The organism is uncultured Thalassolituus sp. (genome assembly GCF_950066645.1).
Taxonomy (GTDB): Bacteria; Pseudomonadota; Gammaproteobacteria; order Pseudomonadales; family Oceanobacteraceae; genus Thalassolituus.
Window position 1 is genome coordinate 139,840 of record NZ_CATMFB010000008.1, and the last position, 25,839, is coordinate 165,678.

Here is a 25,839-nt window from a genome sequence, read left to right on the forward strand (position 1 = left end):
TCATGACGGACGACGTTTTCTACCTGGCCGCCTGGGGCGTGCTGATATTGCTGGGCCTGTTTCTTACCGCACTGGTTGTCGGATCGGTCTGGTTTCTTATTGCCTATGTGATCGACCGGCGTCAGACCCGTCACACAGTCAGGCGTAACTTTCCGGTCATCGGCCGCTTCCGGTACTTCTTTGAGCACCTTGGTGAGTTTTTCCGCCAGTATTTTTTTGCCATGGACCGCGAAGAGTTGCCCTTTAACCGGGCCGAGCGCAGTTGGGTATATCGTGCAGCAAAGAACGAGAGCACGACCGTTGCTTTCGGCTCGACACGGCGACTGGATACTCCCGGCACAATCATGTTTGTTAACAGCCCTTTTCCCTCTCTGAGCAAAGACCTCAGCGAATCGCAGTCTCTGGTGATCGGAGAGCATTGTCGTCACCCCTATGCCGCTGCATCGCTGGTCAATATTTCCGGCATGAGTTTTGGCGCCCTGTCGAAACCGGCGGTGCAGGCGCTTTCCCGGGGAGCGGCGATGGCGGGGTGCTGGATGAATACCGGGGAAGGGGGTCTTTCGCCCTATCACCTGGAAGGTGGCGGTGACATCGTATTCCAGATAGGCACTGCCAAATATGGTGTGCGCAGGGAAGACGGTTCGCTCGATGATGAGAAGCTGCTGGAAATCGCTCATAACCCTCAGGTGAAGATGTTCGAGCTGAAGCTGAGTCAGGGCGCCAAGCCGGGCAAAGGTGGCATTCTTCCCGGTGGAAAGGTGACCGAAGAAATTGCCCGCATACGTCATATCCCCGTTGGGGAAGACTCCATCAGCCCCAATGGCCAACCGGAAGTGCGCTCGGTCGAAGATCTGCTCGATATGATCAACCATATCCGTGACCTCACCGGTAAACCGACTGGTTTTAAGGCAGTGCTGGGCAGCAGTGACTGGATCAGGGACCTGTGCCGGGAAATCCGCCAACGCGGCATAGACAGCGCGCCGGACTTTATTACGTTAGATGGTGCCGAAGGTGGCACAGGTGCAGCTCCCCAGTCATTGATTGACTACATGGGATTACCGCTGGCTCAGGCATTGCCCATGCTGGTGGATACACTGGACGAATTCGGGCTGCGCCCGCGCATCCGTGTGATTGCCTCCGGAAAACTGATTACCCCGGACCGCGTAGCCTGGGCGATCTGTGTTGGTGCTGATTTTATTACGACGGCGCGCGGCTTTATGTTTGCGTTGGGCTGCATTCAGGCCCTGCAGTGCAATAAAAACACCTGCCCGACCGGGATAACCACGCATGATCCCAGATTGCAGCGCGGGCTGGTGCCAGAAGACAAGGCTCAGCGCGTCGCGCATTTTGCCCGTTCGCTGGTGCAGGAGGTGGGAATCATTGCTCATAGCTGTGGCGTGGATGAACCACGGCAGCTGCAGCGCGTCCATGCCCGTATGGTGCAGCCAAACGGCGAGGCCCGCCTGCTTTCTGAGCTGTATGGCCGGGAAGGATTTCACCCGCCGACAGAAGGTAGCGTTCCGGACTGACGCCGGCATTTCTGGCCCACATAACCATGTAGAAATCTTCAGAGCGACTACACTTAGTCAAAGAGGACACTTTTGTGTATCAGTATTGCATCTGGAGGCGGGCCCTATGCGGGATATGTGGAAAAATTATTCAATCAGGAAGCGTCTTACTTTTCTGTTAGTGCTGGTCTGCGTTGTCCAGTTATCGGCCACCGGATTTATTTTTCGCGAGCTTCAGGTCGCCGAAGGGCATCTCACGAGTATCATGGAGGCCGATGGGACGGTCGTGGTCTCTGATGCAGGAGCTGAAACCGTGGCGGGGGTGCGCGCTGAAATCCGTCGGATAGAAATGCATCTGGCACTCGCTGCGCTGGTGTCGGTCGCCGTGGCTTTTGGTATCGGTTTGCTGACCATTCGTGGCATTGGTTATTCGCTGGACCGGGCTAAGCGCTTTATCAGTGGCATCGCTGGCGGAGACATGGAAACCGTGATCACTCCGGGTGTGAATGATGAAATCGGCGATCTCCTCAGACAAACCGAGCATATGCGCCAGCAGCTCGCAGGGCTGATGAACATTATCCGGGTGTCAGGCAGCCAGGTGGCCGAAGTGATTCAGGCCCAGTCTCAGAGTGCAGGAGAGATCCGCGAGTGTACTGATCTGCAGAGCACCGAAATTCAGCAGGTCGCCACAGCCATCCAGCAAATGGCAATCGCCGTCCAGGAAGTGGCCGAAAATTCAAACCGTGCTCACCAGGCCACAGAAGAAGTCGTTCAGCTGGCCGTCAAGGGGCAGACAGCTAACAGAGAGGCGAGCAGTAAAACGTCGGAACTGGTGACCAGTCTGGGCAGTACTGCGGAGGCTCTGGCCGAGCTTGAGCGCAACAGCCACAGCATCTCTAAAGTGCTCGACGTGATCAAAGGCATTGCCGAGCAGACCAACCTTCTGGCCCTCAATGCTGCGATTGAGGCTGCGCGTGCAGGCGAACAGGGGCGGGGCTTCGCGGTCGTAGCCGATGAAGTACGCACGCTGGCGCAGCGCACACAGGAATCGACTGTGGAAATTGAGGGGATGGTGTCTCAGTTTCTGAGTGGTTCACAGGCGGCGGTTTCTACAATGAGTAAAAGCAGCGCGCTGGGTGAAGAGACCATCCGTCATTCCAGTTATGCGGCCGATCAGATGCAGAAAATCACCGACTCAGTGCGTTCAATTAATGACATGAATATGCAGATCGCATCGGCCGTTGAAGAGCAGACAAGTGTGGCCGATGAAGTGAACGGTAATGTCACACGCATCAGCAGCGCCGCCGCAGATATTCGTGAAGAAATAAGCACATCGACGGGCAAAGTGGATGGACTGTTGAGCACAACGTCAGAAATGAATCAGGCACTGATGTGCTTTAAATTACCTTCCTGAGCTCAGAATAACGACATCTGGCCCGCCTCGCGGGCCTTTTTATTCTCCTGTTTCATGCGGGGGCCAGCCTTTCTGCTGCCACGTTTACGCGACCCGTGCTTCTCACCAATATCATTGGCCTGTTGGCGAAAATTGTCGTCCCGTATTGCGGTCAGCCTTGCCTTTGCCTGTCGGGATGCCTGACTGAAATCGACCAGTGGCATCGGGTAATCGTCGCCGATCACGACCTGTGCTTCCCGTTGCTGCCTCTGTGACATGAGCCAGGGCTGATGTATCCAGTGATTACTGACGGATCTCAGTTCAGGTACCCAGCGGCGGATAAAGTGACCTTCCGGATCGAGGCGCTGTGCCTGAAGTGTCGGGTTATATATCCGTGGGATATTAATTCCGGTGGTCCCGGCCTGCATCTGTATCTGTGGATAATGGATGCCAGGTTCGTAGTCGGTGAACAGACTGGCGAGCCAGTGGGCGACGGGCTGCCAGGGTTGCCATAAGGGGTAGGTCGCCACCGAGACAAGCATGGCCCGCATGCGGAAATTCACCCATCCGTGGTGGATCAGGTAACGCATACAGGCATCCACCATCGGCCAACCGGTTTTTCCTTCTTGCCAGGCGGTCATCATGTCCGGGTCGTATTCCCGGTCGAGCTGATTCGTCGCCGGATGCAGATTCTGTATTTCCATTTCCGGTTCGTCTTCCAGTTTCTGGATAAAGTGGCAGTGCCACCAGAGGCGTGATTCAAACGCCGACAGACTGGTATTCCAACGAACTGAGCGGGAACGCGCCCGCGCCTGCCGCAGACAGGTCACCAGCTCACGCATACCGATGCAGCCTGTTGCCAGATAAGGGCTTAAGCGCGAACAGCCGTCCTCCGCCGTCAGCGGTGAGCTGATCGAGCCCCGGTAAAACTCTCCCCGAGTATTGAGAAAACTCTGCAGGATATCGAGCCCCTGACGTCTTCCTCCTGGCTGACGACCTGGGCAGGGCAGGCGGTTGTGAGGGTGCATCTGTTGCGGCCATTGCGAAGGCGGGAGGCTTCCGGGCGCCGAGAACGCCGGAATATGCTCAGGTGCCCCAAGGCAGGGTTGCGACATCCATTTCTGCCAGTGTGAGGCCCAGGTATCACGGTCATTGCCGGCGCGCCTCACGCCCATCTGAGCATGCTCACGCCAGACGGTGTCGTGCTGCCTGCACCATTGCGCGACCGCTTGGTCACGCTCGTACGTCCAGAGGTTGCCGGTTTCTTCATGGCTGTGCAGGCAGAAACGTCCACACTCCGCATAAATCCGGTCGAGAATCTGAACTACGTCGCCTCTCGCAACCGACAGAGTGCCCTGTCGGAACTGCAGTTCGAGGTGAAGATCCTGAAGGCACTCACGGATAAAATCCCATTGTCGCTGGCTGGTATCGGCCAGCGCCCAGTACTCGTCTTCGATGACATAGAGACAGATCACCGGGCCACGGGCGAGTGCCTCGGTTAATGGCCGGTGATCATACAGGCGAAGGTCGCGTTTGAACCAGACAACCTGCAACATGCTCAGTCGCCGTCCGGGGCGGGTACGACAGGGGCAGGATACAAGGGCAACCTCTGTTCGCCGGTCTGATGACGGATAATATCTGCGGCATTTTCGCCATTGAGTTCCGGGCACCAGTAGTGGATATGCTCTGCGTGGGGATCATACTGGCGTAACTGCCGGTTAAGATTAAACTGCCGCTGCGGTCGTGGGTCGTGGCCACACCCTGCGATATAGGCCCAGTTACCGTAGTTACTGGCGACATCTGCATCCGCTAGGTACATCTCGAACCAGCGGGCACCCAGTCGCCAGTCCAGCTTTAACTGGTGAATAAAATAACTCGCCATATTCTGGCGTAGCCGGTTAGAAATATGCCCGGTGTGGCGAAGCTCGCGCAGCCCGGCATCTACCATAGGAACACCGGTAGTGGCATTACACCAGGCCTGCCATCGTGCCGGATCAGGCCGACTCTCAGGTGTGCGACTGGCAAGGCCGTTGGGTTGAAAGAGCTGCTTGCCGTGGTGGCGGAGCGACCAGTGAAAATACTCCCGCCAGAGCAGTTCGAACCTCAGCCAGTAGGTATGTTCTGACGCCCCCTTGGCTGCTTCGTATTGCAGAATGTCGTGCCAGATCTGACGCACTGACAGGCAACCCCAGGCAAGAGCGGCACTCAGGTGACTGCTGCTGTATTTTCCCATTAGCTGATTGCGGGTGGTCTTGTAGTGGCTGACGGCATCACTTTTCAGGTAATCAGACCACCAGAGTTGTGCGCCGCGCTCTCCACCACTGACCGGTAGTTTTACCTGATACGCCGACTGTGGCCAGCTGACAGGCGATTGCAGTCGTAAAGGTTGTTCATGAACGCCCAGTAGCGGGGTGTCGACCGGTGTTTTTACCTGCCATAAACTAGGGTCACCTTCTACGATGTTTCTGAAGCGGGTGAACGGGCTTGGGTAGCTGCTTCCCAGCGTCTGTATCTTCTTTTCTGTAAAAAGTGTCTGAGCGTTGTAGGTGGTCACGGGCATACCCAGATCACGTATGCCGGTAATCCAGTCAGACTCTTCCGGCGCCTGTGCTTCGGCGGTCAGCAGGCGGAAGTCGGTGCCGGTAAATTCCGCCTGTATGTCTTTAAAAATCTGCAGCGGATCGCCAGAAAAAATATGCAGGTCTATGGTCTGGTCTTCAAGCTGGCGATGCAGGTCGATCAGTGCTGAGCGCAGATAATGAGACTTTGCACTGCCGAGGCGATTCATGCCGGCATCATCGTTCGTGAGCCATTGCTGAGGAAGAATAAAAATAACCGCCAGCGGTGCGCCATGTCCGGAGGCCAGCCGGAAACCTTCGTGATCGTGCAGACGCAGATCATTGCGTAGCCATAACAGCTGAACCATCAGAATTCATCCTCTACCGACCCCGCCGCGCAGATATTGGGCGGCGCTTTTCGGGATGAGCGGCGACACCGCTCAGAGCAGTACTTAACGTCTTCCCAGCACTTAAGCCATTTCCGCCGCCAGGAAAAAGGACGTTCGCAGACCACACATAATTTCTGCGGGAGATGCTCTTTTTTCATCAGAGTTCCTCCAGGTGAATTAACAGGTGCTCTGCGCGATCAAGTGTTCGCTGGCGTTCGTCTTCCTGCATTTTTGCGAAAGACCGGTAAATCATCGCCATGCGCGGGTTTTTACTGAATTCTTTTTCATGCCGGTGAATAAAATGCCAGTAAAGACTGTTGAAAGGGCAGCTGTCGCTGTCGCTGCGGGTTTTCACCTGATAGTCGCAATGTTTACAGTAGTCAGACATTTTATGAATGTAATTACCGGACGCAGCATACGGTTTGCTGCCGAGATAACCGCCGTCGGCGTGCATTACCATGCCGAGGGTGTTGGGCAGTTCGACCCACTCGTATGCGTCGGCATACACCGCCAGATACCACTCACATATTTCTTCGGGAAGTATGCCGGCCAGCAGAGCAAAATTACCCGTGACCATCAGACGTTGAATGTGATGGGCATACGCATTATCAAAGGTGTTGCGGAAACAATCCGCCATACAGGCCATGCGGGTGTCGCCGTCCCAGTAATAGTGCGGCAGTGAGCGACTGTTTTTCAGGGTGTTTTCTTTCGCGTATCCGGGCATGTGCAGCCAGTAAATACCGCGCACATATTCGCGCCAGCCGATGATCTGGCGGATAAACCCTTCTACGGCATTTAACGGTGCCAGCCCTTCCCGCCAGGCCTGTTCGGCAGCGTCGCACACTTGTCTGGGGGTGAGTAATCCACAGTTGATATACGGTGAGAGCAGGCTGTGGAAGAGCGCTTTTTCGTTACGCACCATGGCATCCTGAAAATCACCAAAGGCGGGCAGGGCGTTTTCGATAAAGAAGCTCAGCGCCTGCTCCGCCTGCTCTCTGCGGGTTGCCCAGGGGAAGTGGGTCAGGTTGCCTGTGTGATGGGAAAAGTGTTCTCTGACCAGCGCCAGGACGTCGCGGTCGATGTCGTCGCGGCTGAATACCGGCGCTTCAGGAAAGGGCGTTTTCCCATCCCAGCGTTTGCGGTTGTCGGAATCGAAATTCCACTGGCCACCTTCTGGTTCGCCATCCTTCATCAGATATCCGGTGTCGCGGCGCATCTCCCGGTAAAAATACTCCATGCGCAGTTGTTTACGCCCATCCGCCCAGGCGGCGAACTGCGATGTGCTGCATAAAAAACGATCGTCGCCATAAATAGTTACCGGAATGCCCAGGTGGTCCTGCCACTCCATATCCATCGCATGTTGCAGGCGGTATTCGCCGCATTGAGTGAGGACCAGCTCTGAAGGGGCGTCCGACCTGACTCTTTCTGTCACGACATCCAGCAGTGAGCGGTACTCACTCTGAGGATCGTACTTGTGATAATGAACCTTCCAGCCCACCTGACGCAGTTCGTCGGCGAAATGGCGCATGGCGCTGAAGAGTAGGGCGATTTTCTGGGGGTGATGACCAACATAGGTCGCTTCATCCACCACCTCAGCCATGATGAGCTGATCGCAGGCAGGGTCGAGTACACGCAGCGACGCGAGCGACGGTGTCAGTTGGTCTCCCAGTATCAGGCCAATACGCACAGGTATACATTCCTATTCATTGTGTATAGGTAGTGTATAACTATGACCGTATAACTGCCAGTCAGAGAGCCGTAAACTGGTGTCGCAGAATTTTAATCAGCCACTGCAGGGCGGCATCATCATTGCGCAGGGCAGACGTAATGATATCGACATCGAAAGGCGGTATCGGCAGTGGCAGAGGGACACAGCGGATAGGAAGAAGGTTGGCGTACTCATCGGCCATCCGTTTAGGCAGGACAACCGCCATCTCAGAACCAATCACCAGATGCGGTGCTCCGAGGTAGTTGGGCGTCACCATGACGATATTGCGTTCCAGACGGTTTTCATCCAGCCACATGTCGACCACGCCCCGTCTCTGGCCGCCTGACACCCAGATGTGCTGCAGGCTCAGAAAGGTGTCCAGGCTGAGATCGTTTGTGATCTGGGGGTGTTCTGCATCGCAGGCAACCACAAGGTGCTCTTTCAGAAAGGGGGTCCGACGTATTCTTGGAGGCAATTCACCAAAGCGTCCGATACACAGATCCAGTTCGCCATCTTCCAGGGCCTTGGTGGGCGTTTCCGGTGGCAGATCCAGAATATCAAACTGAATTCCGGGCGCCATGGCGCGCATGTAGCTGAGCAGGCGCGGCATCAGTGCCAGCTCGGCATAGTCGGTCGTCGCGATTCTGAAACGTACCTGGCTGCTTGAGGGATCGAACTGATTACGGCCGCTGAGTGTATGTTCTATCTGTTGGATGGCCTCCCGCAACGGCTCTTCAAGTTCCAGCGCGAGGGCGGTAGGTTGCATACCCTGTGAGGTACGTACCAGCAACTGATCGTCCAGCAGGGTGCGCAGGCGGTTCAGGGCATTGCTGACCGCCGGCTGGCTGAGAGACAGCTTTTCAGCCACACGGGAGACGTTCCTCTCCCGCATCAGGGCATCGAAGATGACCAGCAGGTTGAGGTCAAAGTTGCGGATATTCACCATCACAATATGCTATATCACAAAGTTTAATTTCATCAGCGGTGCCACTTTTCTTCAGAATGTGGCTCTCTACATACTATCCGAATAATAACAGGCCAGACTATGAGCACAGATTTTTCCCCGGTAAATGCTGCAGACATTCAACAGGTTGCCGTCATCGGTGCCGGTACCATGGGGCGTGGCATCGCGATTTCATTTGCCAACGCAGGTATTCAGGTAACGCTGGTCGATCTGAATGAGGACGTGCGTCAGCAGGCCCTGACCTATATCCAGGGCATCTATGCCAGTATGGTCAAGCGTGAGCGCATCACTCAGGCGGACGCAGATGCCTGCCTCGCACGCTTCAGCCTCAGTGGCGACTATCAGGATATCGCCGATGTGCAGCTGGCCATTGAAGCCGTATATGAAAACATCGACCTGAAGAAGAAAATCTTCCAGCAGCTCGACAGCACGCTTAATCCAGCGGCCATTCTGGCAACGAATACCTCGTATCTTGATGTTGATGCGATCGCTGCCGTGACCTCGCGTCCGCAGCAGGTGCTCGGGCTGCACTTTTTCAGCCCGGCGCACATCATGAAACTGCTGGAAATTGTCCGCGCAGAGAAAACGGCTCCGGCGGTCATTCAGCTGGCTGAAGATCTTGGCTCCCGTCTGAAAAAAGTTGCTGTGGTCGCCGGTAACTGTCATGGCTTTATCGGTAACCGCATGCTGGAGCCGTATGTGTTCGAAGCCCGTCGTCTGCTGTTAGAAGGCGCTTTACCCGCGCAGGTCGATAATGCACTGCAGGCATGGGGAATGGCGATGGGGCCTTTCCGTATGTACGACGTCGTCGGTATCGACCTGGAGTGGCGCGCCCGCCAGTTGTCGGGCACAGTTCTGGAAGAAGGCTCAGATGCAGAGATGAATGTCCGTATCGATAACCGCCTGTGCGAACTGGAGCGCTTCGGTCAGAAATCAGGCCAGGGGTACTATCGCTACGAAGCCGGTAGCCGCGAGGCGCTGGTGGATGACAGCGTGAATGCTCTCGTGATTGAAGAGTCTGGTAAAGCAGGCTTTGAGCGTCGTGATATCAGCGATGATGAAATCGTCAGCCGCTGTATTCTGGCGCTGGTCAATGAAGGCGCGAAAATCCTTGATGAAGGCATTGCCCGTAACAGCGCTGACATTGATAAGGTGTATCTCAATGGATATGGCTTCCCGAAAGAGCGGGGTGGGCCCATGGCCTGGGCCGACAGCGAAGGCCTGGTCGGCGTGCTGGCCGACATGAAAGATCTGCAGCAGGCGAACGGCAGTCGCTGGGAGCCAGCTGCACTGCTGAAATCCCTGGCAGCCGATGGCCAGACATTTTCCAGCATTAAAAACTAAGAATAATAACAGGACATCCGATTATGACGGCTTATAAAGCACCTCTGCGCGATATGCGTTTCGTAATGCATGAAGTACTGAAGGCGAGTGAACACCTGCAGAACCTCGGGCGCTCAGACCTGACCGCAGACATTATCGACGCTGTGCTGGAAGAAGGCGCAAAATTTAATGAAGGCGTACTGGCGCCGCTGAACCGCAGCGGTGACGAAGAAGGCATTCAGTTCAATAACGGTGACGTTAAAACGCCAGAGGGATTTCCGGACGCTTACCGTCAGTTCTGTGAGAACGGCTGGGCGTCTATGACCGGCAGTGAAGACTTTGGTGGTCAGGGATTACCGATTTCTGTGGCGGCACCGTTTCAGGAAATGATGATGAGCGCCAATCTGTCATTCCGCGTTTATACCGGCTTAACCGACGGCGCTGTATTTGCGCTGACCACGCACGGCAGCGACGATCTGAAAAATGCCTATTTGCCCAAGCTGATTTCCGGTGAGTGGACGGGCACCATGTGTTTGACGGAACCCCATGCGGGTACTGACCTGGCCCTGCTGCGAACAAAAGCAGAGCCTCAGGCGGATGGTTCTTACGCTATTTCCGGCACCAAGATTTTTATCAGTGGTGGCGAGCAGGATATGTCAGAAAATATTGTTCATCTGGTACTGGCCCGTCTTCCGGATGCACCCGCGGGTGTGAAAGGTATTTCCCTGTTTTTAGTTCCGAAAATTCTCGACGATGGCAGTCGCAACCCGGCCGTCTGTGGTTCTGTTGAGCATAAAATGGGTATTAAAGCCGCGGCCACCTGTGTAATGAATTTCGATCAGGCGAAGGGCTGGTTGATCGGCGCGCCGAATAAAGGTCTGGCCTGCATGTTCACTATGATGAACGACGCGCGTTTTCAGGTTGGCCTGCAAGGTCTGGGGATCGGCGAAATGGCTTACCAGGGGGCGGTGGAATATGCCATCGACCGACTGCAGTCGCGTTCTCTGAGCGGCCCGAAACAGCCAGAAAAACCGGCGGACCCGATTATCGTTCACCCTGATGTGCGGCGCATGTTGCTGACTCAGAAAACGCTGGTCGAAGGTTGTCGCATGCTGGCTTATGAAGCGGCGCAGGCACTGGATAACGAACAGCATCATAGTGACCATGAAACGCGGGAGCTGGCCGCCGCTCGCGCTGCACTCCTGATTCCGGTCGTAAAATCTTTCCTGACCGATATGAGTGCCGAAGCCGCTAACCTGGGTATGCAGGTATATGGCGGGCATGGCTTTATCCGCGAGTGGGGGATGGAGCAGCTGGTACGTGACGGACGCATTACTCAGATTTATGAAGGCACCAATGGCATTCAGGCGCTCGATCTTCTGCGCCGTAAAGTCATGGGCGATCAGGGCGCTGAGCTGAGTCGTCTGCAGAATGAAATAGATGCTTTCTGTGAAGCCAATGATCTCGATGATGGTCAGCGTGGCAATATTGCACAGTTAACTTCCGTGAATGCCCACTGGCGTAAGCTCTCTCAGGATATTCTCAGTCGTGTCGCTGAAAACCCGGAAGAAATTGGTGGCTGCGCAACCGATTTTCTGAATTTTTCTTCGTATGTTCTGCTTGCGTATGGCTGGGTACGTATGGCTCTTACCGCACAGGAAGCCCTGGCACAGGGGGCGGCCGACAGCGATTTCTATCACGCTAAAATTGCATCGGCGCGTTTCTATTTCGACCGTATTCTGCCCCGTGCCGAGTTGCACCGTCAGGTTCTTCAGACGCCGGTCGATAACCTGTTTGGTCTGACTGCTGAGCAGTTTGTCCGTCAGTGACAGGGACGCTCCGCGCAAGCGGAGCACGTCATCCCAGGGAGAAAAATAATGACAACATTTACCTTCACAACGACCCGCACGATTATTAATGAGCCCGGCGCCGCCAGACGCCTCGTCAGCCTCTGTGAAGAGCAGGGTGCACGCAGTGTCATGCTCGTGACAGATCCGGGGTTGTTAGCCACAGGATTGCTCGAGCCGGTATTCGCAGGCTTTTCCGATTCGGCGCTACAACTGACCGTGTTCAGCGATGTCGAAGCAGATCCAGCAGACAGCACTGTTGAGCAGGCCGCTGCGCAGGCCCGTCAGGCGAATGCTGACTTTATCGTCGGGTTTGGTGGTGGCAGCTCTATGGATGTTGCCAAGCTGGTGGCGTTGCTGGCGCATCCTGATTGCCGGCAGGCCTTAAGTGATATGTATGGCGTGGGGAATGCACATGGTGTCCGTCTGCCTCTGCTGCAGGTGCCGACGACGGCGGGTACCGGCTCTGAAGTCACACCGATTGCCATCGTTACTACGGGGGCAACGACTAAGGCTGGTGTGGTGTCTCCGGTACTGCAACCGGATATCGCTCTTCTGGATGCCGAACTGACCAAAGGGCTGCCTGCGCATGTTACGGCAGCTACGGGCATCGACGCGATGGTCCATGCGATTGAAGCCTATACCAGTGCCCATAAAAAGAACCCTGTGTCTGATCTGCTGGCGCGCGAAGCGTTGCGTCTGCTGTCGTCGGATCTGCTGACGGTGGTCCGCGAGGGGCATAACCTTGATGCCCGCGGAAATATGTTACTCGGTGCTTTATATGCAGGGCAGGCGTTTGCCAATGCGCCGGTCGCTGCGGTACATGCACTGGCCTATCCGTTAGGCGGACATTTCCACATTCCGCATGGCCTGAGCAACTCTCTGGTTCTGCCTTATGTTATGCGCTTCAACGCCCCGCAGGCGGCGCCTCTGTATGCCGAGCTGGCACCCTGCATCATGGGCGATGCTGTGGTTGATGGCAGTGTTGCAGACATCACTGAGGCTCTGATTGTGTGGCTGGAACAACTGATTGCGGACTCCGGTCTGCCCGCCCGTCTGCGTGAGTGCGGCATTAAAGAAGATGACTTGCCGATGCTCGCATCAGAAGCCATGAAGCAACAGAGATTGCTGATTAATAATCCGCGAACAGTCAGCGAAGAAGACGCCCTGGCGATCTATCGCGCCGCCTATTGATAAAAGGACAGAGCATGAGCACTGAAAAACCTGTACAGCGCAGCGATTATAAGCGCTTTTTTCCGATCATTACGCGCTGGATGGATAACGATATTTATGGGCACGTAAATAACGTTACTTACTACTCATACTTCGATTCTGCGGTAAACCGCTACCTGATCGAGGAAGGCGGACTGAATATTCACGATGCCCCTGTCGTTGGTTTTGTGGTGAACTCCCATTGCAATTACCTTGCTCCCATTGCCTATCCTGACGCCATTGAAGTCGGGCTGCGGGTGAATAAACTGGGCAACAGCTCAGTGACTTACGGCGTAGCTATCTTCAAAGAAGGTGAAGAAAAAGCCTGTGCCTATGGCGATTTTATTCATGTGTTTGTCGAACGCGCAGCGAATAAATCCGTCGCAATACCTGACGGTATCCGAAATGCACTTGCTGAACTGGTGATCTGAAATGACAAAAAAATACCCGTATTACCTCGCCAACGAAGCGGTTTTTGCCAACACCGATCTGAAAGTCACAGATAAATTCAGTGGCGAAATCGCCTATGAAGTACCGCTGGCAACACCGGACGTTCTGGATCGGGCCATTGCCGCGGCAGAAGCGGCGGCAGAGCCTATGCGTAATATGACAGTGTATGAGCGGCAGGCGGTACTTGAACACTGTATCAGGCGATTTAAAGAGCGTGCCGATGAACTGGCTGAAGCGTTGTGTATTGAAGCAGGTAAACCGATCAATGATGCCCGGGGCGAAGTAGGCCGCTTAATTGATACCTTTAAAATCGCCGCAGAAGAAACGCCGCGTCTGCTGGGAGAAACGTTACCGTTAGATATCAGCCCACGCGCAAAAGGGTATCGCGGTATGACGCAGCGGGTGCCGATTGGTCCGTGTGCGTTTATCAGTCCGTTTAATTTCCCTCTCAATCTGGCCGCTCATAAAGTGGCGCCTGCGATTGCGGCGGGTTGCCCGTTTGTATTAAAGCCAGCCAGTATGACTCCAATCGGAGCGCTGCTGATTGGTGAAATTCTTGCTGAGACCGATCTGCCCAAAGGTGCATTTTCGGTATTGCCTTGCCGCCGCGACAGCGCCGATCTGCTGACAGAGGACGATCGCCTGAAACTGCTGAGCTTTACCGGCTCACCCGATGTTGGCTGGAAGCTCAAAGCCCGCGCCGGAAAAAAACCAGTCATCCTGGAGTTAGGCGGCAACGCGGCCTGTGTGATTGATAACGACTGGGATCTTGATGATGCCGTCGCTCGCGTCATTATCGGTGCGTTTTATCAGTCAGGTCAGAGTTGTATTGGTGTGCAGCGCTTGTTTGTTCACAGCGATGTGTACGATGTGTTTAAAGAAAAGCTGATCGCAAAAACCAGAACGCTTAAAAGTGGCGACCCGAAAGATCCGCAGACCTTTATCGGCCCGATGATTTCAGAAGACGAAGCAGAACGTCTGCATAACTGGATCAACGACGCGCTTAACCGGGGTGCTACTCTGCTGTGTGGTGGTGGGCGCGATGGCAATATGCTTCAGGCAACGCTGTTAGAAGGCGTCCCTGCCGATTGTGACCTGAGTGCTGAAGAAGCCTTCGGCCCGGTGGCCATACTCGAACCTTTTGACGATTATGACGCGGCTCTTAAGCGTGTTAATGACAGTCGTTTTGGCTTACAGGCGGGCATCTTTACCCGTGACCTGTATAAAGCGCAGAAAGCCTGGGACACTCTGGATGTCGGTGGCGTTGTGATTGGGGATGTACCGAGCTGGCGCGTGGATCATATGCCTTACGGCGGCGTGAAAGACTCCGGGCTTGGCCGTGAAGGTATCCGTTGGGCGATGGAAGACATGACCGAACTCCGCCTGATGGTGATCCGCACACCACAGTAGTTGCCACCATCTCTCCCACGAATCAGGCCGGATGACATTTTCCCGTCCGGCCTGAATACCCGTCGGCTAAGTGATATAGTCTTCTGACAAATTTATAAAAAGGACGTCAGGGATGTTCCGTTATCTCACCTCTTTTCTGCTTCTGTTTATTCTTGTCAGCCCTGTTCAAGCAGGCAACGCCAAGCTGAATCAGATACTTGAATTATCCGGCCTGAACGAACAGCTGGACATGATTCCGGGCATGATCACCAGTACGGTTGCACAGGGTGACCAGCGTGCGCCTGAAGAAGTGGTGGATAAAGCGGAAGCGATATTCCGCCGTGCTTTTTCTTCTGAGCGCCTGCGTCGTCAGGTAGTGGATGAACTGAGCGGTCAGTTCAGTGATGCTGAACTCAATGGACTGCTGACCTGGTATGAGTCGCCACTGGCGAAGAAAATCACCGCCGCAGAGCACGCAGCGGCAAGCGTAGATGCCGCCGAATTGCAGATGGTTGTGGGGGCGCTGGGAGAAAATCAGCAGCTCGTCGAACTGGCGGTCGAGGTTGAGCGGCTGACAGGCATAACCGATCTGATGATGCGGTTTCAGGAGCAGGCTGCACTGTCTCTGTACACCACAGTGGCGGCCATCATGCAGCCGGGGCAGCCATTAAACTATGATCAGATGCAGGCAGGTATCCGCCAGCAGATGGGGGGTGCCCGCAGTCAGACCTACAACTACATGCTTGCGATAATGATGTACTCGTGGAAAGACATTTCTGTTGAGGAACTGCAGCAGTACCGGACTTTTTTAAGAACAGATGCCGCATCGCGGTTTATGCGACTGGCATCGAAAGGAACACTGGACGCGATGAATCTGGCGTTTTCAGATGGCGTGGCTGAGTTAATGCAGTCGCTGAAGAAGAACGACTGAGCAGCATCGCCGCTCAGTCAATCAGCCCGAAACTGACGATGTTCCAGAAACTGCGGCGGTCGACTTCCGTCAGGCCGCTGCTTTCAAATGTACCGCTCGCAAGCTGGGGATGATCCGGATGGTTCAGTGTCAGCAGAGCCAGCGCCTTTTCAGATTCCTCTGTTAACCCCAGCAGCTCATAAGCCTCAGTCATGATGGCCAGTGCATCCGCCACTGCGTGGGTTTTCTGATAGTGCGTCAGAACTTCTTCGCCCCGGTTCGCGGCGGCCAGATAGGCGTGACGCTTCATGTAGTAACGGGCGATTTCCATCTGATACGACGCCAGGCGCTCGCGCAGATAAATCATCCGTGCACGTGCATCCGTATTATATGCACTGTCAGGGAAGCGTTTGATCAGCTCGTCAAAATACGCGAACGAGTCCTGCAGGGGCACCGGGTTGCGCTTATCTGTACCGTCACCGAAGTAGCGCTCAACAAAGGCAAAGCCCATTTCGTAGGTCGCCAGGCCACGCATGTAATAGGCGTAATCCACCTGAGCGTGCAGTGGGTGCAGACGGATAAAGCGCTCTGCCTGGGCCAGCACTGACTCCATATCTGCCATACGGAAGTGCACATAAATCAGTTCCAGCTGGGCCTGTTCGGCGTACTTGCCGAAAGGATACTGGCTTTCCAGCCGGTTCAGCCGGTCTTCGGCGACCAGCATGTTGTTGTCTTCAATGGCTTCCCGGGCTTCGCGGTAGTATTCCTGCTCGGTGAGGATGTCGCGTTGCGGATTGGAAGAACAGGCGCTGATCAGAGCTGCAGTGAATACGATCAGGCCGAGTGACTTTATGGAGTGCATTAGCGTACTTCTATACAATGTGCAGATTGCCGTATTAGAACACACCTGAGCCGCTTCATCACCCACAGGTCATGAGGTCAGGTTTACTTCAGAGTCATTATGTCCAGTCAGATTTCTCATACCGTCGAAGTTCCCTACGAAGAGGGAAATAAACGTCTTGATCAGGTTGCTGCCCGCCTGTTTCCGGACTTCTCACGCTCCCGCCTGCAGGAGTGGATTAAGAGTGGTCAGCTGACCGTCAATGGCGAGGTCATGCGCGGCCGCGATAAGGTCGTTGGCGGCGAGACACTGGAGCTTAAAGCCGAGCTTGAGGCTGAAGGCGACTGGCAGCCTGAAGAGATTGATCTGGATATCGTCTACGAAGACGACGATATTCTCGTGCTCAATAAACAGGCGGGCCTGGTGGTGCATCCGGCGGCTGGTAACCGTACTGGTACCCTGCTGAACGGACTGCTGTTTCATTGCCCCGACCTGATCAATATCCCGCGTGCCGGGATTGTTCACCGGCTGGATAAAGACACCACCGGCCTGATGGTGGTCGCCAAGACTCTGCAGGCACAGACGCATCTGGTGGCCCAGCTGCAGGATCGCAGCATGGGACGTGAGTACGAAGCCGTCGTTCAGGGGCATATGATCAGTGGCGGGACCGTCGACGAACCCATTGGTCGTCATGGCACTCAGCGCACCAAAATGGCCGTGAACCCGATGGGTAAAGAGGCTGTGACTCACTACCGGGTGCTGCACAAATTTCCAACGCACACCTATATCCGCTGCAAGCTCGAAACCGGCCGTACCCACCAGATCCGCGTACATATGGCACACATCGGGCATCCGCTCGTGGGCGATGCCACCTACGCCGCACGTCAGCGCCTGACCAAAGGTATCGGGCCTGAGCTGCGTGAACTGCTGGTGTCGTTTCCTCGTCAGGCCCTGCATGCCAAGGCACTGACCCTGATGCACCCGCGCACGGAAGAGACCATGGAATGGGAAATCGAACTGCCGGATGACTTTATCGAACTGCTCAACACCATGGCAGACGACGAAGACAGGGATGACTGAACTCTACCGTCCTGACTGGGCGCTGCCTGCCGGTGTGCAGGCCCGATATTCCGGCCGCGCTGGCGGGGTATCGGTCGCCCCCTATGACACCCTTAATCTGGGGGACCACGTAGGTGATAATCCTCAGGCCGTCGCAGAAAACCGTGCACGCCTGCTGGCACAGCTGCCGGGCTGCGATGACATTCAGTGGTTGGAGCAGGTACACGGCATTGACGTCGCCGAGGCCCGCCCTCAGGCGCCGGTGGTATGTGCTGATGCCTCTGTCAGTGCTGCTGCCGGAGTCGCGTGTGCGGTTCTGACCGCCGATTGCCTCCCGGTGTTATTCTGCGCCCGCGATGGTTCCCGCGTTGCCGCCGCACATGCCGGTTGGCGTGGTCTCGCGGGCGGTATCCTGCCAGAGACGCTGAAGCAGTTCTCAGACCCCGGTGACGTACTGGTGTTTCTGGCGCCCGCCATCGGGCCCGAGGCTTTTGAAGTCGGCCCGGAAGTGCGCGAAGCCTTTGCCTGGGCCAGCGATGCCTGCTTCAGGGCAGGGCAGGGGGATCGCCTTTATGCAGACATCTACGCCCTGGCCCGCGAGCAGCTGCAACAGGCCGGTGTCACCTCCGTGGTGGGCGGCACAGAATGTACTTTCTCGCAGCCGCAACAGTATTTCTCTTACCGTCGCGACGGCGTTACCGGCCGACAGGTCAGCCTGATCTGGCGTTCTCTCTGAAAAAACCGAGCGCTGTTCTGGGGTATTGAGCGCGAGCCCTTGATTTTACAGGGATTAAGTGGTTCCAACTCGCTCAGTCTGCTGTTAGAATATGCGACGCTTTGTCAGCTGGTACATGCCCACACCCGGCGCAGTGCCCCTGACAATCACGGCCTCTGATGCGGTTATCCTCCGCATCCGGTTTCCGCCCTGACGTCCCGGAACGGGAATCGGGTTTCTGATGACGAACTAAAAGTGACTCATCCAGCCTAATCGGGACTGCGCGAGGCAGGCCCTGTTCGAAGGTTTACGAATATTGCCCAACGTCGGGCATCGAAAGAGGATACAACGGTGGAATTGATTTCCGGCGGAGATATGCTGGTTCGTGCACTGCATGAAGCTGGTGTTGAATATATTTATGGTTACCCAGGCGGTTCGCTGCTGCACGTATACGATGCTGTTTACAAGCAGAGTGCAGTAAAGCACGTACTGGTACGTCACGAGCAGGCCGCTGCTCACATGGCGGATGGTTACGCACGTGCGACCGGTAAACCGGGCGTAGTGATGGTGACTTCTGGTCCGGGTGCGACTAACACAGTGACTGGTATCGCTACTGCGTTTACTGACTCTATCCCTATGGTTGTCATCTCCGGTCAGGTGATGAGCCATCTGGTGGGCGACGACGCCTTCCAGGAAACCGACATGCTGGGTGTGTCACGTCCTATCGTGAAGCACAGCTTTGCGGTACGTCGTCCTGAAGACATCCCTGAGATCGTTGCTAAGGCGTTCTACATCGCCAGCACCGGTCGTCCTGGCCCTGTTGTGATCGACATTCCGAAAGACATGACCATGCCGAACGAGCGCTATGAGTATGTCTATCCGAAGAAGATCAAAATGCGCTCTTACACGCCGCCTCAGCGTGGTCACTCCGGCCAGATCAAAAAGGCCGTCGAGATGCTGCTGGCTGCTAAGCGCCCGATCATCTATGCCGGTGGTGGCGTTATCATCGACGGTAGCTCAGACAAACTGCGCGCACTGGTTGATCGCCTGAACTTCCCATGCACCAACACCCTGATGGGCCTTGGCTGTTACCCGGGTACTGGCGAGCGCTTCGTGGGCATGCTGGGCATGCACGGTTCGTATGAAGCCAATATGACCATGCATAACGCAGACGTTATTCTGGCTGTTGGCGCGCGCTTCGATGACCGTGTGACCAACGCAACCAGCAAGTTCTGCCCGGACGCCAAGATCATTCACATTGATATCGATCCATCGTCTATCTCCAAAACCATCATCGCTGATGTGCCGATTGTCGGCCCGGTCGGTGCAGTTCTGGACGAAATGATGGCGCTGCTGGATGAAGCTGGTGAAACTCCGGATGCCGATGCACTGGAAACCTGGTGGAAGCAGATCAACGAATGGCGTCAGCGTCATGGCGGTCACTACGACAAGAACGACAGCCAGCTGATGAAGCCACAGGAAGTGATCGAAGCCATGTGGACCGCGACCAAGGGCGATGCCTTCATCACCTCAGACGTAGGTCAGCACCAGATGTTTGCCGCTCAGTACTACAAGTTTGATAAACCAAACCGCTGGATCAACTCCGGTGGTCTGGGCACCATGGGCTTTGGTTTCCCAGCGGCGATGGGCATCAAAATGAACTTCCCGGACGACATGGTGGTATGTGTGACTGGTGAAGGTTCTATTCAGATGAACATTCAGGAACTGTCTACCTGTCTGCAGTACGGCATTCCAGTAAAAATCCTGTGTCTGAACAACGGCTCACTGGGCATGGTTCGCCAGTGGCAGGACATGAACTACGAAGGCCGTCACTCACACTCTTACATGGAATCCCTGCCTGACTTCGTCAAGCTGGTAGAAGCCTATGGTCACGTGGGTATCCGCGTTGAAGGCCGTGATCAGCTGCCTCAGGCGCTGGAAGATACCTTCGGCAAGTACAACGACCGTCTGGTATTCCTGGACGTCGCCGTCGACGAGACCGAGCACGTGTATCCAATGCAGGTGCCAATGGGCTCTATGCGTGATATGTGGCTGAGCAAGACGGAGCGTACGTGATCATGAGACACATTATTTCTATCCTGCTTGAAAACGAACCGGGCGCACTGTCACGCGTTGTTGGTCTGTTTGCACAGCGTGGTTACAACATCGAAACCCTCACGGTGGCACCAACCGAAGACGAGACACTGTCGCGTCTGACCATGACCACCACAGGTGACGAGCGTAAGATCGAACAGATCACCAAACAGCTCAACAAGCTGATTGAAGTGGTAAAACTGGTCGACCTGTCCGAAGGCCCACACATTGAGCGTGAACTTATGCTCATTAAAGTGAAAGCCATTGGTGCGCAGCGTGCAGAGATCAAACGGACTGCGGATATCTTCCGTGGCCAGATCGTCGACGTGACCGCCAGCGTTTACACCATCCAGCTGACCGGCACCAGCGACAAGCTGGAAGCCTTTATTGAAGCGATTGGTGCAGGTTGTGTACTCGAAACCGTACGTACCGGTGTATCTGGTATCGCACGCGGTGAAAAAGTACTGAGTCTGTAAGCGTTAACGCTGCAAACTTTGAAAAGGGCCTTCGGGCCCTTTTTTATTGGCCAGATAAAAGGCCGCTAAATGTAAATATGGCAGGTCTATACACCGTATGATTTGGGCTTTTCAGGCAAATCAGGCACGCTGTGTTTTCGTGCTTGCGCGTTTTGTCGGAGCGGGGTACCGTAAACATCAGTCTAATCAAAGAGTTATAAACTTGGTTTACAAGTTTATGTGCAAGCCCTCGTCAAAATGACAGGCGCGCACGTTTTTCTGGAAGGGAGATTTGAATTATGGAAAATTCTTCAATGCAATCAATAAGTTATCTCGGAAACCTCGAAAGAGTATCCCGGGATAAACGCGCACGCACACTAACAAGCTGTTAAATATAAAGTTAAGAATATGCCACACCATCCAGTTGAAGTGATTTTAGGTAATAAGACATACCTCTTGGATATTGCTCAATCAATTTTCTGGTCTTGTGTGTTTGTATTTTATTTTTATATGAAGAAAAGAGAAAATGTCTCATATCTAGAGGCTGTAAAATACGTAGTTGGCGTTAAAAAATTTAAGCACGATATGTATACCATGGGCTTGGCTGTTATTGCTGTTGGGGGGTTCTTCGGTTTAATTATGTATGGAAATTTTACGAGAGGCAACATTTAACAAGCCGCTGAAATTCGTTACGGCCACAAAAAAGCGTGGCCTTCACTAGGACTTGCTTCGCTCGCCGTCTAGCGGGGCGTTATGTATAGTATGGGTGATGAATGAAGTCCTATAAAATACTATTTGTGGTCGGCATATTCTTTTCAGTTCTAATTATAGTGGTAGGGTTAACCCCATTTGATATGCCACGATCGACTTATGGCGATGCATATGTTTTTGTGGGTGTGTTGATTTTTATATATTCATCTTTTAACTTGCATTATTTAAGAAACCGCAGGCCGAAGAAGTTATTGGCAATCTTATTCCCTACGGTGTGTATCTGTGCAGCGCATTTTCTTACAATTGGATTAGGTGGTTATTTTAATTACTGGATGCCTCTAGCTGAGCATGAAGTCTTTAGTCGAAACCTGATTTATGGAGGCGCATCTTTGATGATTTTAATTGTTGGCTTGCTTGGTTTTAAAATCGGGTACAAGCATGCATAAAAAGGCGGTCAAGAACTGTTCCGCTTCGATTCACTGGACGCAGCTGACGCTGCGCCTTTTGCCGCGGTGTTAAATATTTCTATGAATATACGTAAGATTATCAGCGGATTACTTTTTGCGTTCACCGTGACGTTATTTGGGATTTCATTCAGTTCTTACTGGGATGCTATGTTAGTCGGGAAAAGAATTCCAGTGACGATAGATTACTTAATCGATGCGGGGCTCATATCAGCTACAGTGCTTTGGTTATGGATGCTGGGAAATTTTTTTCAGTCAGGTCCTAAAAAAGCTCGTGTTGCTATCGGCTTTGCTATGTTATTTTTTAATATCATGGCCGCTCCAATATACTGGGCAACTTACTATGTGCATCAGTCAAACACTTAACAAGCGCAGGCAAAATCGCACACTTCGTGTGCTGGACTTGCAACAAGTTGCTCGCCTTTGCTGCGGGCGTTAATTGCTAAAGGCGTATGAGAAAGATATCTGATATCAAAAGAGGCCTAGCTAATAGATCTGTCTACCCATCTGAAGTGAAGAGGTGTCTTTCTACCTTCCTTTACTCTTTGGATTTCGAACTGGCGATTCCTGTAGAATCAAACCTGTTTGAAAGGGAGGTGCAAGACTTTGATAATAGACTTGAGCGTATTATCTACAGCCTCCCAGAAGAGGATCAGATCACGCAAGTGCTTGACGTCCTGGATGAAGCAGAGTTATTTCTGTCTAGAATGAAAAACAGGGAAGAAGGAGATTAACAAGCCGCTCAAATTTTTCACGGCCACAAGAAAAGCGTGGCCTTCACTAGGACTCGCTTCGCTCGCCGTCTAGCGGGGTGATCTGTAACCACTTTTATGGACAGTTTTTTCTGTTCATTAAAGAGGTGCAGTGTGGAACAAACAAAAAAGAGAAACTATGATCGCTATACGTTGGCTATTAAACTTCAAGCCGTTAAGTTAGCGAATCATCCTGAAGTTAGGTCGAAGGATGTCGCTGAGTCTTTAGGTGCTAAAGTTGTTCTGCGGTACGCTATCAAAGCCCGGTAGAGTATAAGCAGAAATATAGCGAGAAGTGCGTCAGAAATGGTTTCTGGTTTTTTGGTAGAATCAGTTAATTCAACAGAGTTTTGGATGTATGAGGAGAATAATATGCTGGAGCAGGTCCATTCTCACTTGGTAAAAGAAATGGAGCAGGCCGCACGAGGAGATACCATATTTCTTGCAAGTGCAGTGATTTTTAACCTGGTCGTTTTAGGCGTTAATTCTGCGGTGGCAGCCGGAAAATCTTCATTGAGTATTCTGGTGTTTGCAATTTTTGTTGTGGGCTCTATTGTGATGACTATTTCAGCCATTGTAGCTCTAAGAAATGGTGCCAAAGCGTGCTCTATATACCGTCAAGCTCTATTGCATTTATACGAAGAAAATAATGTGGCTAAATACTGGCCACATGAATTAGAGTTGAGGTCAAATCTTAGATTCAAGCTCTATTTTCTAATAATTAGTCTCACTGGTTTCATGGCTGTTCTTGTTCCGGTCTTGGTCGAGTGGTCTACTTAACAAACAGAAGCTGAGGATGTATTCCACGCATCAGCTTCTGGCGCTAGATTTTTGAGGATGCACTGTGCAGGAATCGCGAAAGTTACATGATTATTTGATAGATCGCCCGAAGCCTAAGGGTATAGATGTTTTATGTGGCTTGAAGCATTTCGCAATCATTACTTATGCTGTTCCTGTCGATAGGTTTCAAGGGATTTTTCCTGACCGGTTTCGATTAGACACGGTTGAAGTTGATGGTCAACTAATGGGGCTGATATCCGTAGTTCCGTTCATTGATGTAGATTTTACTTCAGCGGTTTTCCCATTCCCTAAGTTTACGATGGGACAGACAAACTATCGAATCTACATAATCGACACTGAGACAGGTGAGCGATGTGTTTGGTTCCTCGGCACTGTTCTGGACTCCTGGACGCTTGCAGTACCGAGATACCTTTGGAGCCTTCCCTGGCATTCGGGGAAAGTTAGTTTTGATTGTGCGGTAAACGAAGTATCTGGCTTATATGATAAGTATCACATGGAAACTACTTCCGGTTGGGCAGAAGCCTCGGTCAGCCTGACTCAGGACGAGTCCGATCAGTTATACTTTCCTGGTTTTCCTGATAATGAATCCGCTCTTGTTTACTTGACACACCCTTTGGCGGGCTTCTATTACCGCAGAGATGGCAAGCTAGGAACATACCGAGTGTGGCATAAAGAACTTCAAGTTAGGCCTGCTAAACTAGTGTCCGCCAATTTCAAGCTTTTATCCAATCTTGGCATCGTTAATCAGTCCGATCAAAATGCACCATATAGTGTATTAATTGAGCCATTGAATGAGTTTACTATTTATTTACCTCCAACGGTTATTGGATGAATAATTTAGTAAGTTAGATTATGCGGAGCAGCCAAACGTCGTCTGTTATTGAGAATTTAATATTAAGGAAGAAATATGAAAATAGGATGTTATCTTGTATTAACTGTTCTGATTTCAGCTTGTGGTGGTGAGTCTTCAAGTCCAGAAAACGTTGTCGTTGTTAAGTCTTCTGAGACAATTCAATGCGAGGGGGGAGGCTTTACTCTTCAAGAGATCGAAACTCCTTTGAGTGAGGCCGGGATCAACGTTCTTCAGAGCAGGTGTGGTTATCTGAAGGGGGTTGCTAATGCTGATGTATGCGGTGCTCCGACCCTTGATGTCTACCTGTTTACAATCCCTCGCAGCAGTCTCGATACAGCAGAGGCTATGGGGTACATGCTCGGTAGCGATGAAGACGATCCAGGCGATGACGAAATAGCGTATGGAGTTAGCGAGTGTGGCGACGTTTGACGAGCCCCTGAAATTTCTATCGCCACAAGAGTAGGGCCGCTACCAGGATTCGTTTCGCTTGCCTTTTAGCCGGTTGCTATGAGTAAGAGAAACTAACGAGAAAGCCAGATCGGGGCGACTACATCGCCTCCGATCGTTTGCGAACATGCTGAATGAATCTCTTCCTGTATCACTTATGTTTTAAGTCAGTATCAGAGGAACATTCCGCCAGATATCTCGATCCGTTGCCCATTCACCCAACGATTGTCGCTTTCAATCAGCGCAGCAATGGCCGGGCCAATATCATCCGCTTCTCCCACTCGCCCCAGCGCTGTGAATGACGCTACGGTTTGATTGATCTGTGGGTTATCCCGCACTTCTCCGCCGCGGAAGTCTGTTGCTATCGCACCAGGCGCGACCGTATTAACGCGGATACCTCGCGAGCCAAGCTCTTTTGCCTGATAGCGGGTCATCACTTCGACTGCACCTTTCATTGCGGCATATGCGGAGTAGCCGGGCAAGCTGAAGCGCGTCAGGCCGCTGGCGATGTTCACTACAGAGCCACCGTCCCGAATGATCGGTAACAACGTCTGTGTGAGGAAGTAGGGCCCTTTCAGGTGAACGCGATACAGGGTATCGAATTCATCTTCTGTCTGGCTATCAATGGGCGCGGTGTAACCATGGCCTGCGTTGTTGACCACGATGTCGAGCGTCTGGCGTTGCCATTCTTTTTCCAGCAGTTGCTGAAGGGTTTGGCGAAATTCAATAAAGGTGCGGCTGTCGCCTGTGTTCAGTGGCAGTGCGAAGGCTTTCGCACCTTTGGCGCTGACTTGTTCAATAATCGCTTGGGCTGCCTGGTTATTCGATTGGTAGGTAAACACGCTGTCGATGCCTTTACTGGCCAGTGCCAGTACGGTACTGGCCCCGAGCCCCCGGCTGCCACCTGTTATCAGTGCAATTCGTTGAGTCATCTGCTTCTCCTGATATGAATGAACCTGATCGGTAGATGTACGATAATTGGTTTAATTATCTGTA

At 53.2% G+C, this 25,839-nt stretch carries 25 protein-coding genes; 18 read left to right on the forward strand and 7 right to left on the reverse strand.

Features of this window, described 5'->3' with window-relative positions; all coding sequences use genetic code 11:
• Positions 1–2: 2 nt before the first annotated feature.
• Positions 3–1,529, forward strand: coding sequence for an FMN-binding glutamate synthase family protein (locus tag Q1L85_RS09090; protein ID WP_300425037.1), 1,527 nt, complete (start codon positions 3–5; stop codon positions 1,527–1,529).
• A 106-nt stretch (positions 1,530–1,635) separates the two neighbouring features.
• Positions 1,636–2,922, forward strand: a complete 1,287-nt coding sequence (locus Q1L85_RS09095; RefSeq protein WP_300425039.1) for a methyl-accepting chemotaxis protein — start codon at positions 1,636–1,638, stop codon at positions 2,920–2,922.
• A gap of 2 nt (positions 2,923–2,924) precedes the next feature.
• Here Q1L85_RS09095 and Q1L85_RS09100 read toward each other — a convergent pair whose 3' ends face one another.
• The 5 genes from Q1L85_RS09100 to Q1L85_RS09120 all read right to left on the reverse strand — a co-directional run bounded on the left by Q1L85_RS09100 (position 2,925) and on the right by Q1L85_RS09120 (position 8,502).
• The gene (locus Q1L85_RS09100; protein WP_300432914.1) at positions 2,925–4,457 is read right to left on the reverse strand and encodes a deoxyribodipyrimidine photo-lyase; all 1,533 of its coding nucleotides are present in this window, start codon (positions 4,455–4,457) and stop codon (positions 2,925–2,927) included.
• A gap of 2 nt (positions 4,458–4,459) precedes the next feature.
• Positions 4,460–5,827, reverse strand: coding sequence for a DASH family cryptochrome (locus Q1L85_RS09105; RefSeq protein WP_300425043.1), 1,368 nt, complete (start codon positions 5,825–5,827; stop codon positions 4,460–4,462).
• Positions 5,827–6,006: a DUF2256 domain-containing protein gene (locus Q1L85_RS09110; protein ID WP_300425045.1), complete on the reverse strand. Its 180-nt coding sequence runs from the start codon at positions 6,004–6,006 to the stop codon at positions 5,827–5,829. The genes Q1L85_RS09105 and Q1L85_RS09110 overlap by 1 nt, the downstream gene beginning before the upstream one ends.
• Positions 6,006–7,535 carry a cryptochrome/photolyase family protein gene (locus Q1L85_RS09115; protein ID WP_300425047.1) on the reverse strand — a complete coding sequence of 510 codons (1,530 nt, stop codon included), beginning with the start codon at positions 7,533–7,535 and terminating at the stop codon, positions 6,006–6,008. Before Q1L85_RS09115 ends, Q1L85_RS09110 begins: the two co-directional genes overlap by 1 nt.
• A gap of 61 nt (positions 7,536–7,596) precedes the next feature.
• A complete protein-coding gene (locus Q1L85_RS09120; RefSeq protein ID WP_300425072.1) occupies positions 7,597–8,502 on the reverse strand; it encodes a LysR family transcriptional regulator in 906 nt (301 codons plus the stop codon).
• Between the two features lie 99 nt (positions 8,503–8,601).
• On the opposite strand from Q1L85_RS09120, the gene Q1L85_RS09125 reads away from it, so the two are divergent.
• From Q1L85_RS09125 to Q1L85_RS09150, 6 genes are all read left to right on the forward strand, one after another.
• The gene (locus Q1L85_RS09125) at positions 8,602–9,864 is read left to right on the forward strand and encodes a 3-hydroxyacyl-CoA dehydrogenase (RefSeq protein WP_300425049.1); all 1,263 of its coding nucleotides are present in this window, start codon (positions 8,602–8,604) and stop codon (positions 9,862–9,864) included.
• Between the two features lie 23 nt (positions 9,865–9,887).
• The gene (locus tag Q1L85_RS09130) at positions 9,888–11,672 is read left to right on the forward strand and encodes an acyl-CoA dehydrogenase C-terminal domain-containing protein (RefSeq protein WP_300425051.1); all 1,785 of its coding nucleotides are present in this window, start codon (positions 9,888–9,890) and stop codon (positions 11,670–11,672) included.
• 48 nt (positions 11,673–11,720) lie between these two features.
• Positions 11,721–12,884, forward strand: a complete 1,164-nt coding sequence (locus Q1L85_RS09135) for an iron-containing alcohol dehydrogenase (protein WP_300425052.1) — start codon at positions 11,721–11,723, stop codon at positions 12,882–12,884.
• Positions 12,885–12,898: 14 nt separating this feature from the next.
• Positions 12,899–13,333, forward strand: coding sequence for a thioesterase family protein (locus Q1L85_RS09140; protein WP_300425053.1), 435 nt, complete (start codon positions 12,899–12,901; stop codon positions 13,331–13,333).
• 1 nt (position 13,334) lies between these two features.
• The gene (locus Q1L85_RS09145) at positions 13,335–14,762 is read left to right on the forward strand and encodes an aldehyde dehydrogenase family protein (RefSeq protein ID WP_300425055.1); all 1,428 of its coding nucleotides are present in this window, start codon (positions 13,335–13,337) and stop codon (positions 14,760–14,762) included.
• Between the two features lie 112 nt (positions 14,763–14,874).
• Entirely contained in the window at positions 14,875–15,672 is a 798-nt protein-coding gene (locus Q1L85_RS09150; RefSeq protein ID WP_300425057.1) for a DUF2059 domain-containing protein, read from the forward strand.
• Between the two features lie 13 nt (positions 15,673–15,685).
• Here the strand turns inward: Q1L85_RS09150 and Q1L85_RS09155 are convergent, their stop codons facing one another.
• A complete protein-coding gene (locus Q1L85_RS09155; RefSeq protein ID WP_300425059.1) occupies positions 15,686–16,513 on the reverse strand; it encodes an outer membrane protein assembly factor BamD in 828 nt (275 codons plus the stop codon).
• Positions 16,514–16,612: 99 nt separating this feature from the next.
• On the opposite strand from Q1L85_RS09155, the gene rluD reads away from it, so the two are divergent.
• From rluD to Q1L85_RS09205, 10 genes are all read left to right on the forward strand, one after another.
• Positions 16,613–17,572, forward strand: coding sequence for a 23S rRNA pseudouridine(1911/1915/1917) synthase RluD (rluD, locus tag Q1L85_RS09160; protein ID WP_300425060.1), 960 nt, complete (start codon positions 16,613–16,615; stop codon positions 17,570–17,572).
• On the forward strand, positions 17,565–18,287 hold the full coding sequence (pgeF, locus tag Q1L85_RS09165) for a peptidoglycan editing factor PgeF (protein ID WP_300425061.1): 723 nt from the start codon (positions 17,565–17,567) through the stop codon (positions 18,285–18,287). Before rluD ends, pgeF begins: the two co-directional genes overlap by 8 nt.
• 330 nt (positions 18,288–18,617) lie before the next feature.
• On the forward strand, positions 18,618–20,342 hold the full coding sequence (locus Q1L85_RS09170) for an acetolactate synthase 3 large subunit (protein WP_300425062.1): 1,725 nt from the start codon (positions 18,618–18,620) through the stop codon (positions 20,340–20,342).
• A gap of 2 nt (positions 20,343–20,344) precedes the next feature.
• Complete coding sequence (gene ilvN / locus Q1L85_RS09175) at positions 20,345–20,836, forward strand: acetolactate synthase small subunit (RefSeq protein WP_300425064.1); 492 nt, start codon at positions 20,345–20,347, stop codon at positions 20,834–20,836.
• Positions 20,837–21,223: 387 nt separating this feature from the next.
• On the forward strand, positions 21,224–21,487 hold the full coding sequence (locus Q1L85_RS09180) for a hypothetical protein (protein WP_300432920.1): 264 nt from the start codon (positions 21,224–21,226) through the stop codon (positions 21,485–21,487).
• A gap of 101 nt (positions 21,488–21,588) precedes the next feature.
• Positions 21,589–21,972 (forward strand): hypothetical protein, encoded by a 384-nt coding sequence (locus tag Q1L85_RS09185; protein WP_300425066.1) that lies wholly within the window; start codon positions 21,589–21,591, stop codon positions 21,970–21,972.
• 81 nt (positions 21,973–22,053) lie between these two features.
• Positions 22,054–22,356, forward strand: coding sequence for a hypothetical protein (locus Q1L85_RS09190; RefSeq protein ID WP_300425068.1), 303 nt, complete (start codon positions 22,054–22,056; stop codon positions 22,354–22,356).
• A 758-nt stretch (positions 22,357–23,114) separates the two neighbouring features.
• Positions 23,115–23,522 carry a hypothetical protein gene (locus Q1L85_RS09195; RefSeq protein WP_300427358.1) on the forward strand — a complete coding sequence of 136 codons (408 nt, stop codon included), beginning with the start codon at positions 23,115–23,117 and terminating at the stop codon, positions 23,520–23,522.
• Between the two features lie 64 nt (positions 23,523–23,586).
• On the forward strand, positions 23,587–24,375 hold the full coding sequence (locus Q1L85_RS09200; RefSeq protein WP_300427359.1) for a DUF2071 domain-containing protein: 789 nt from the start codon (positions 23,587–23,589) through the stop codon (positions 24,373–24,375).
• A 75-nt stretch (positions 24,376–24,450) separates the two neighbouring features.
• Positions 24,451–24,825, forward strand: coding sequence for a hypothetical protein (locus Q1L85_RS09205; RefSeq protein WP_300427360.1), 375 nt, complete (start codon positions 24,451–24,453; stop codon positions 24,823–24,825).
• A gap of 191 nt (positions 24,826–25,016) precedes the next feature.
• On the opposite strand, the gene Q1L85_RS09210 is transcribed toward Q1L85_RS09205, so the two are convergent.
• Positions 25,017–25,775 carry an SDR family NAD(P)-dependent oxidoreductase gene (locus Q1L85_RS09210; RefSeq protein ID WP_300427362.1) on the reverse strand — a complete coding sequence of 253 codons (759 nt, stop codon included), beginning with the start codon at positions 25,773–25,775 and terminating at the stop codon, positions 25,017–25,019.
• Between the last annotated feature and the right edge of the window lie 64 nt (positions 25,776–25,839).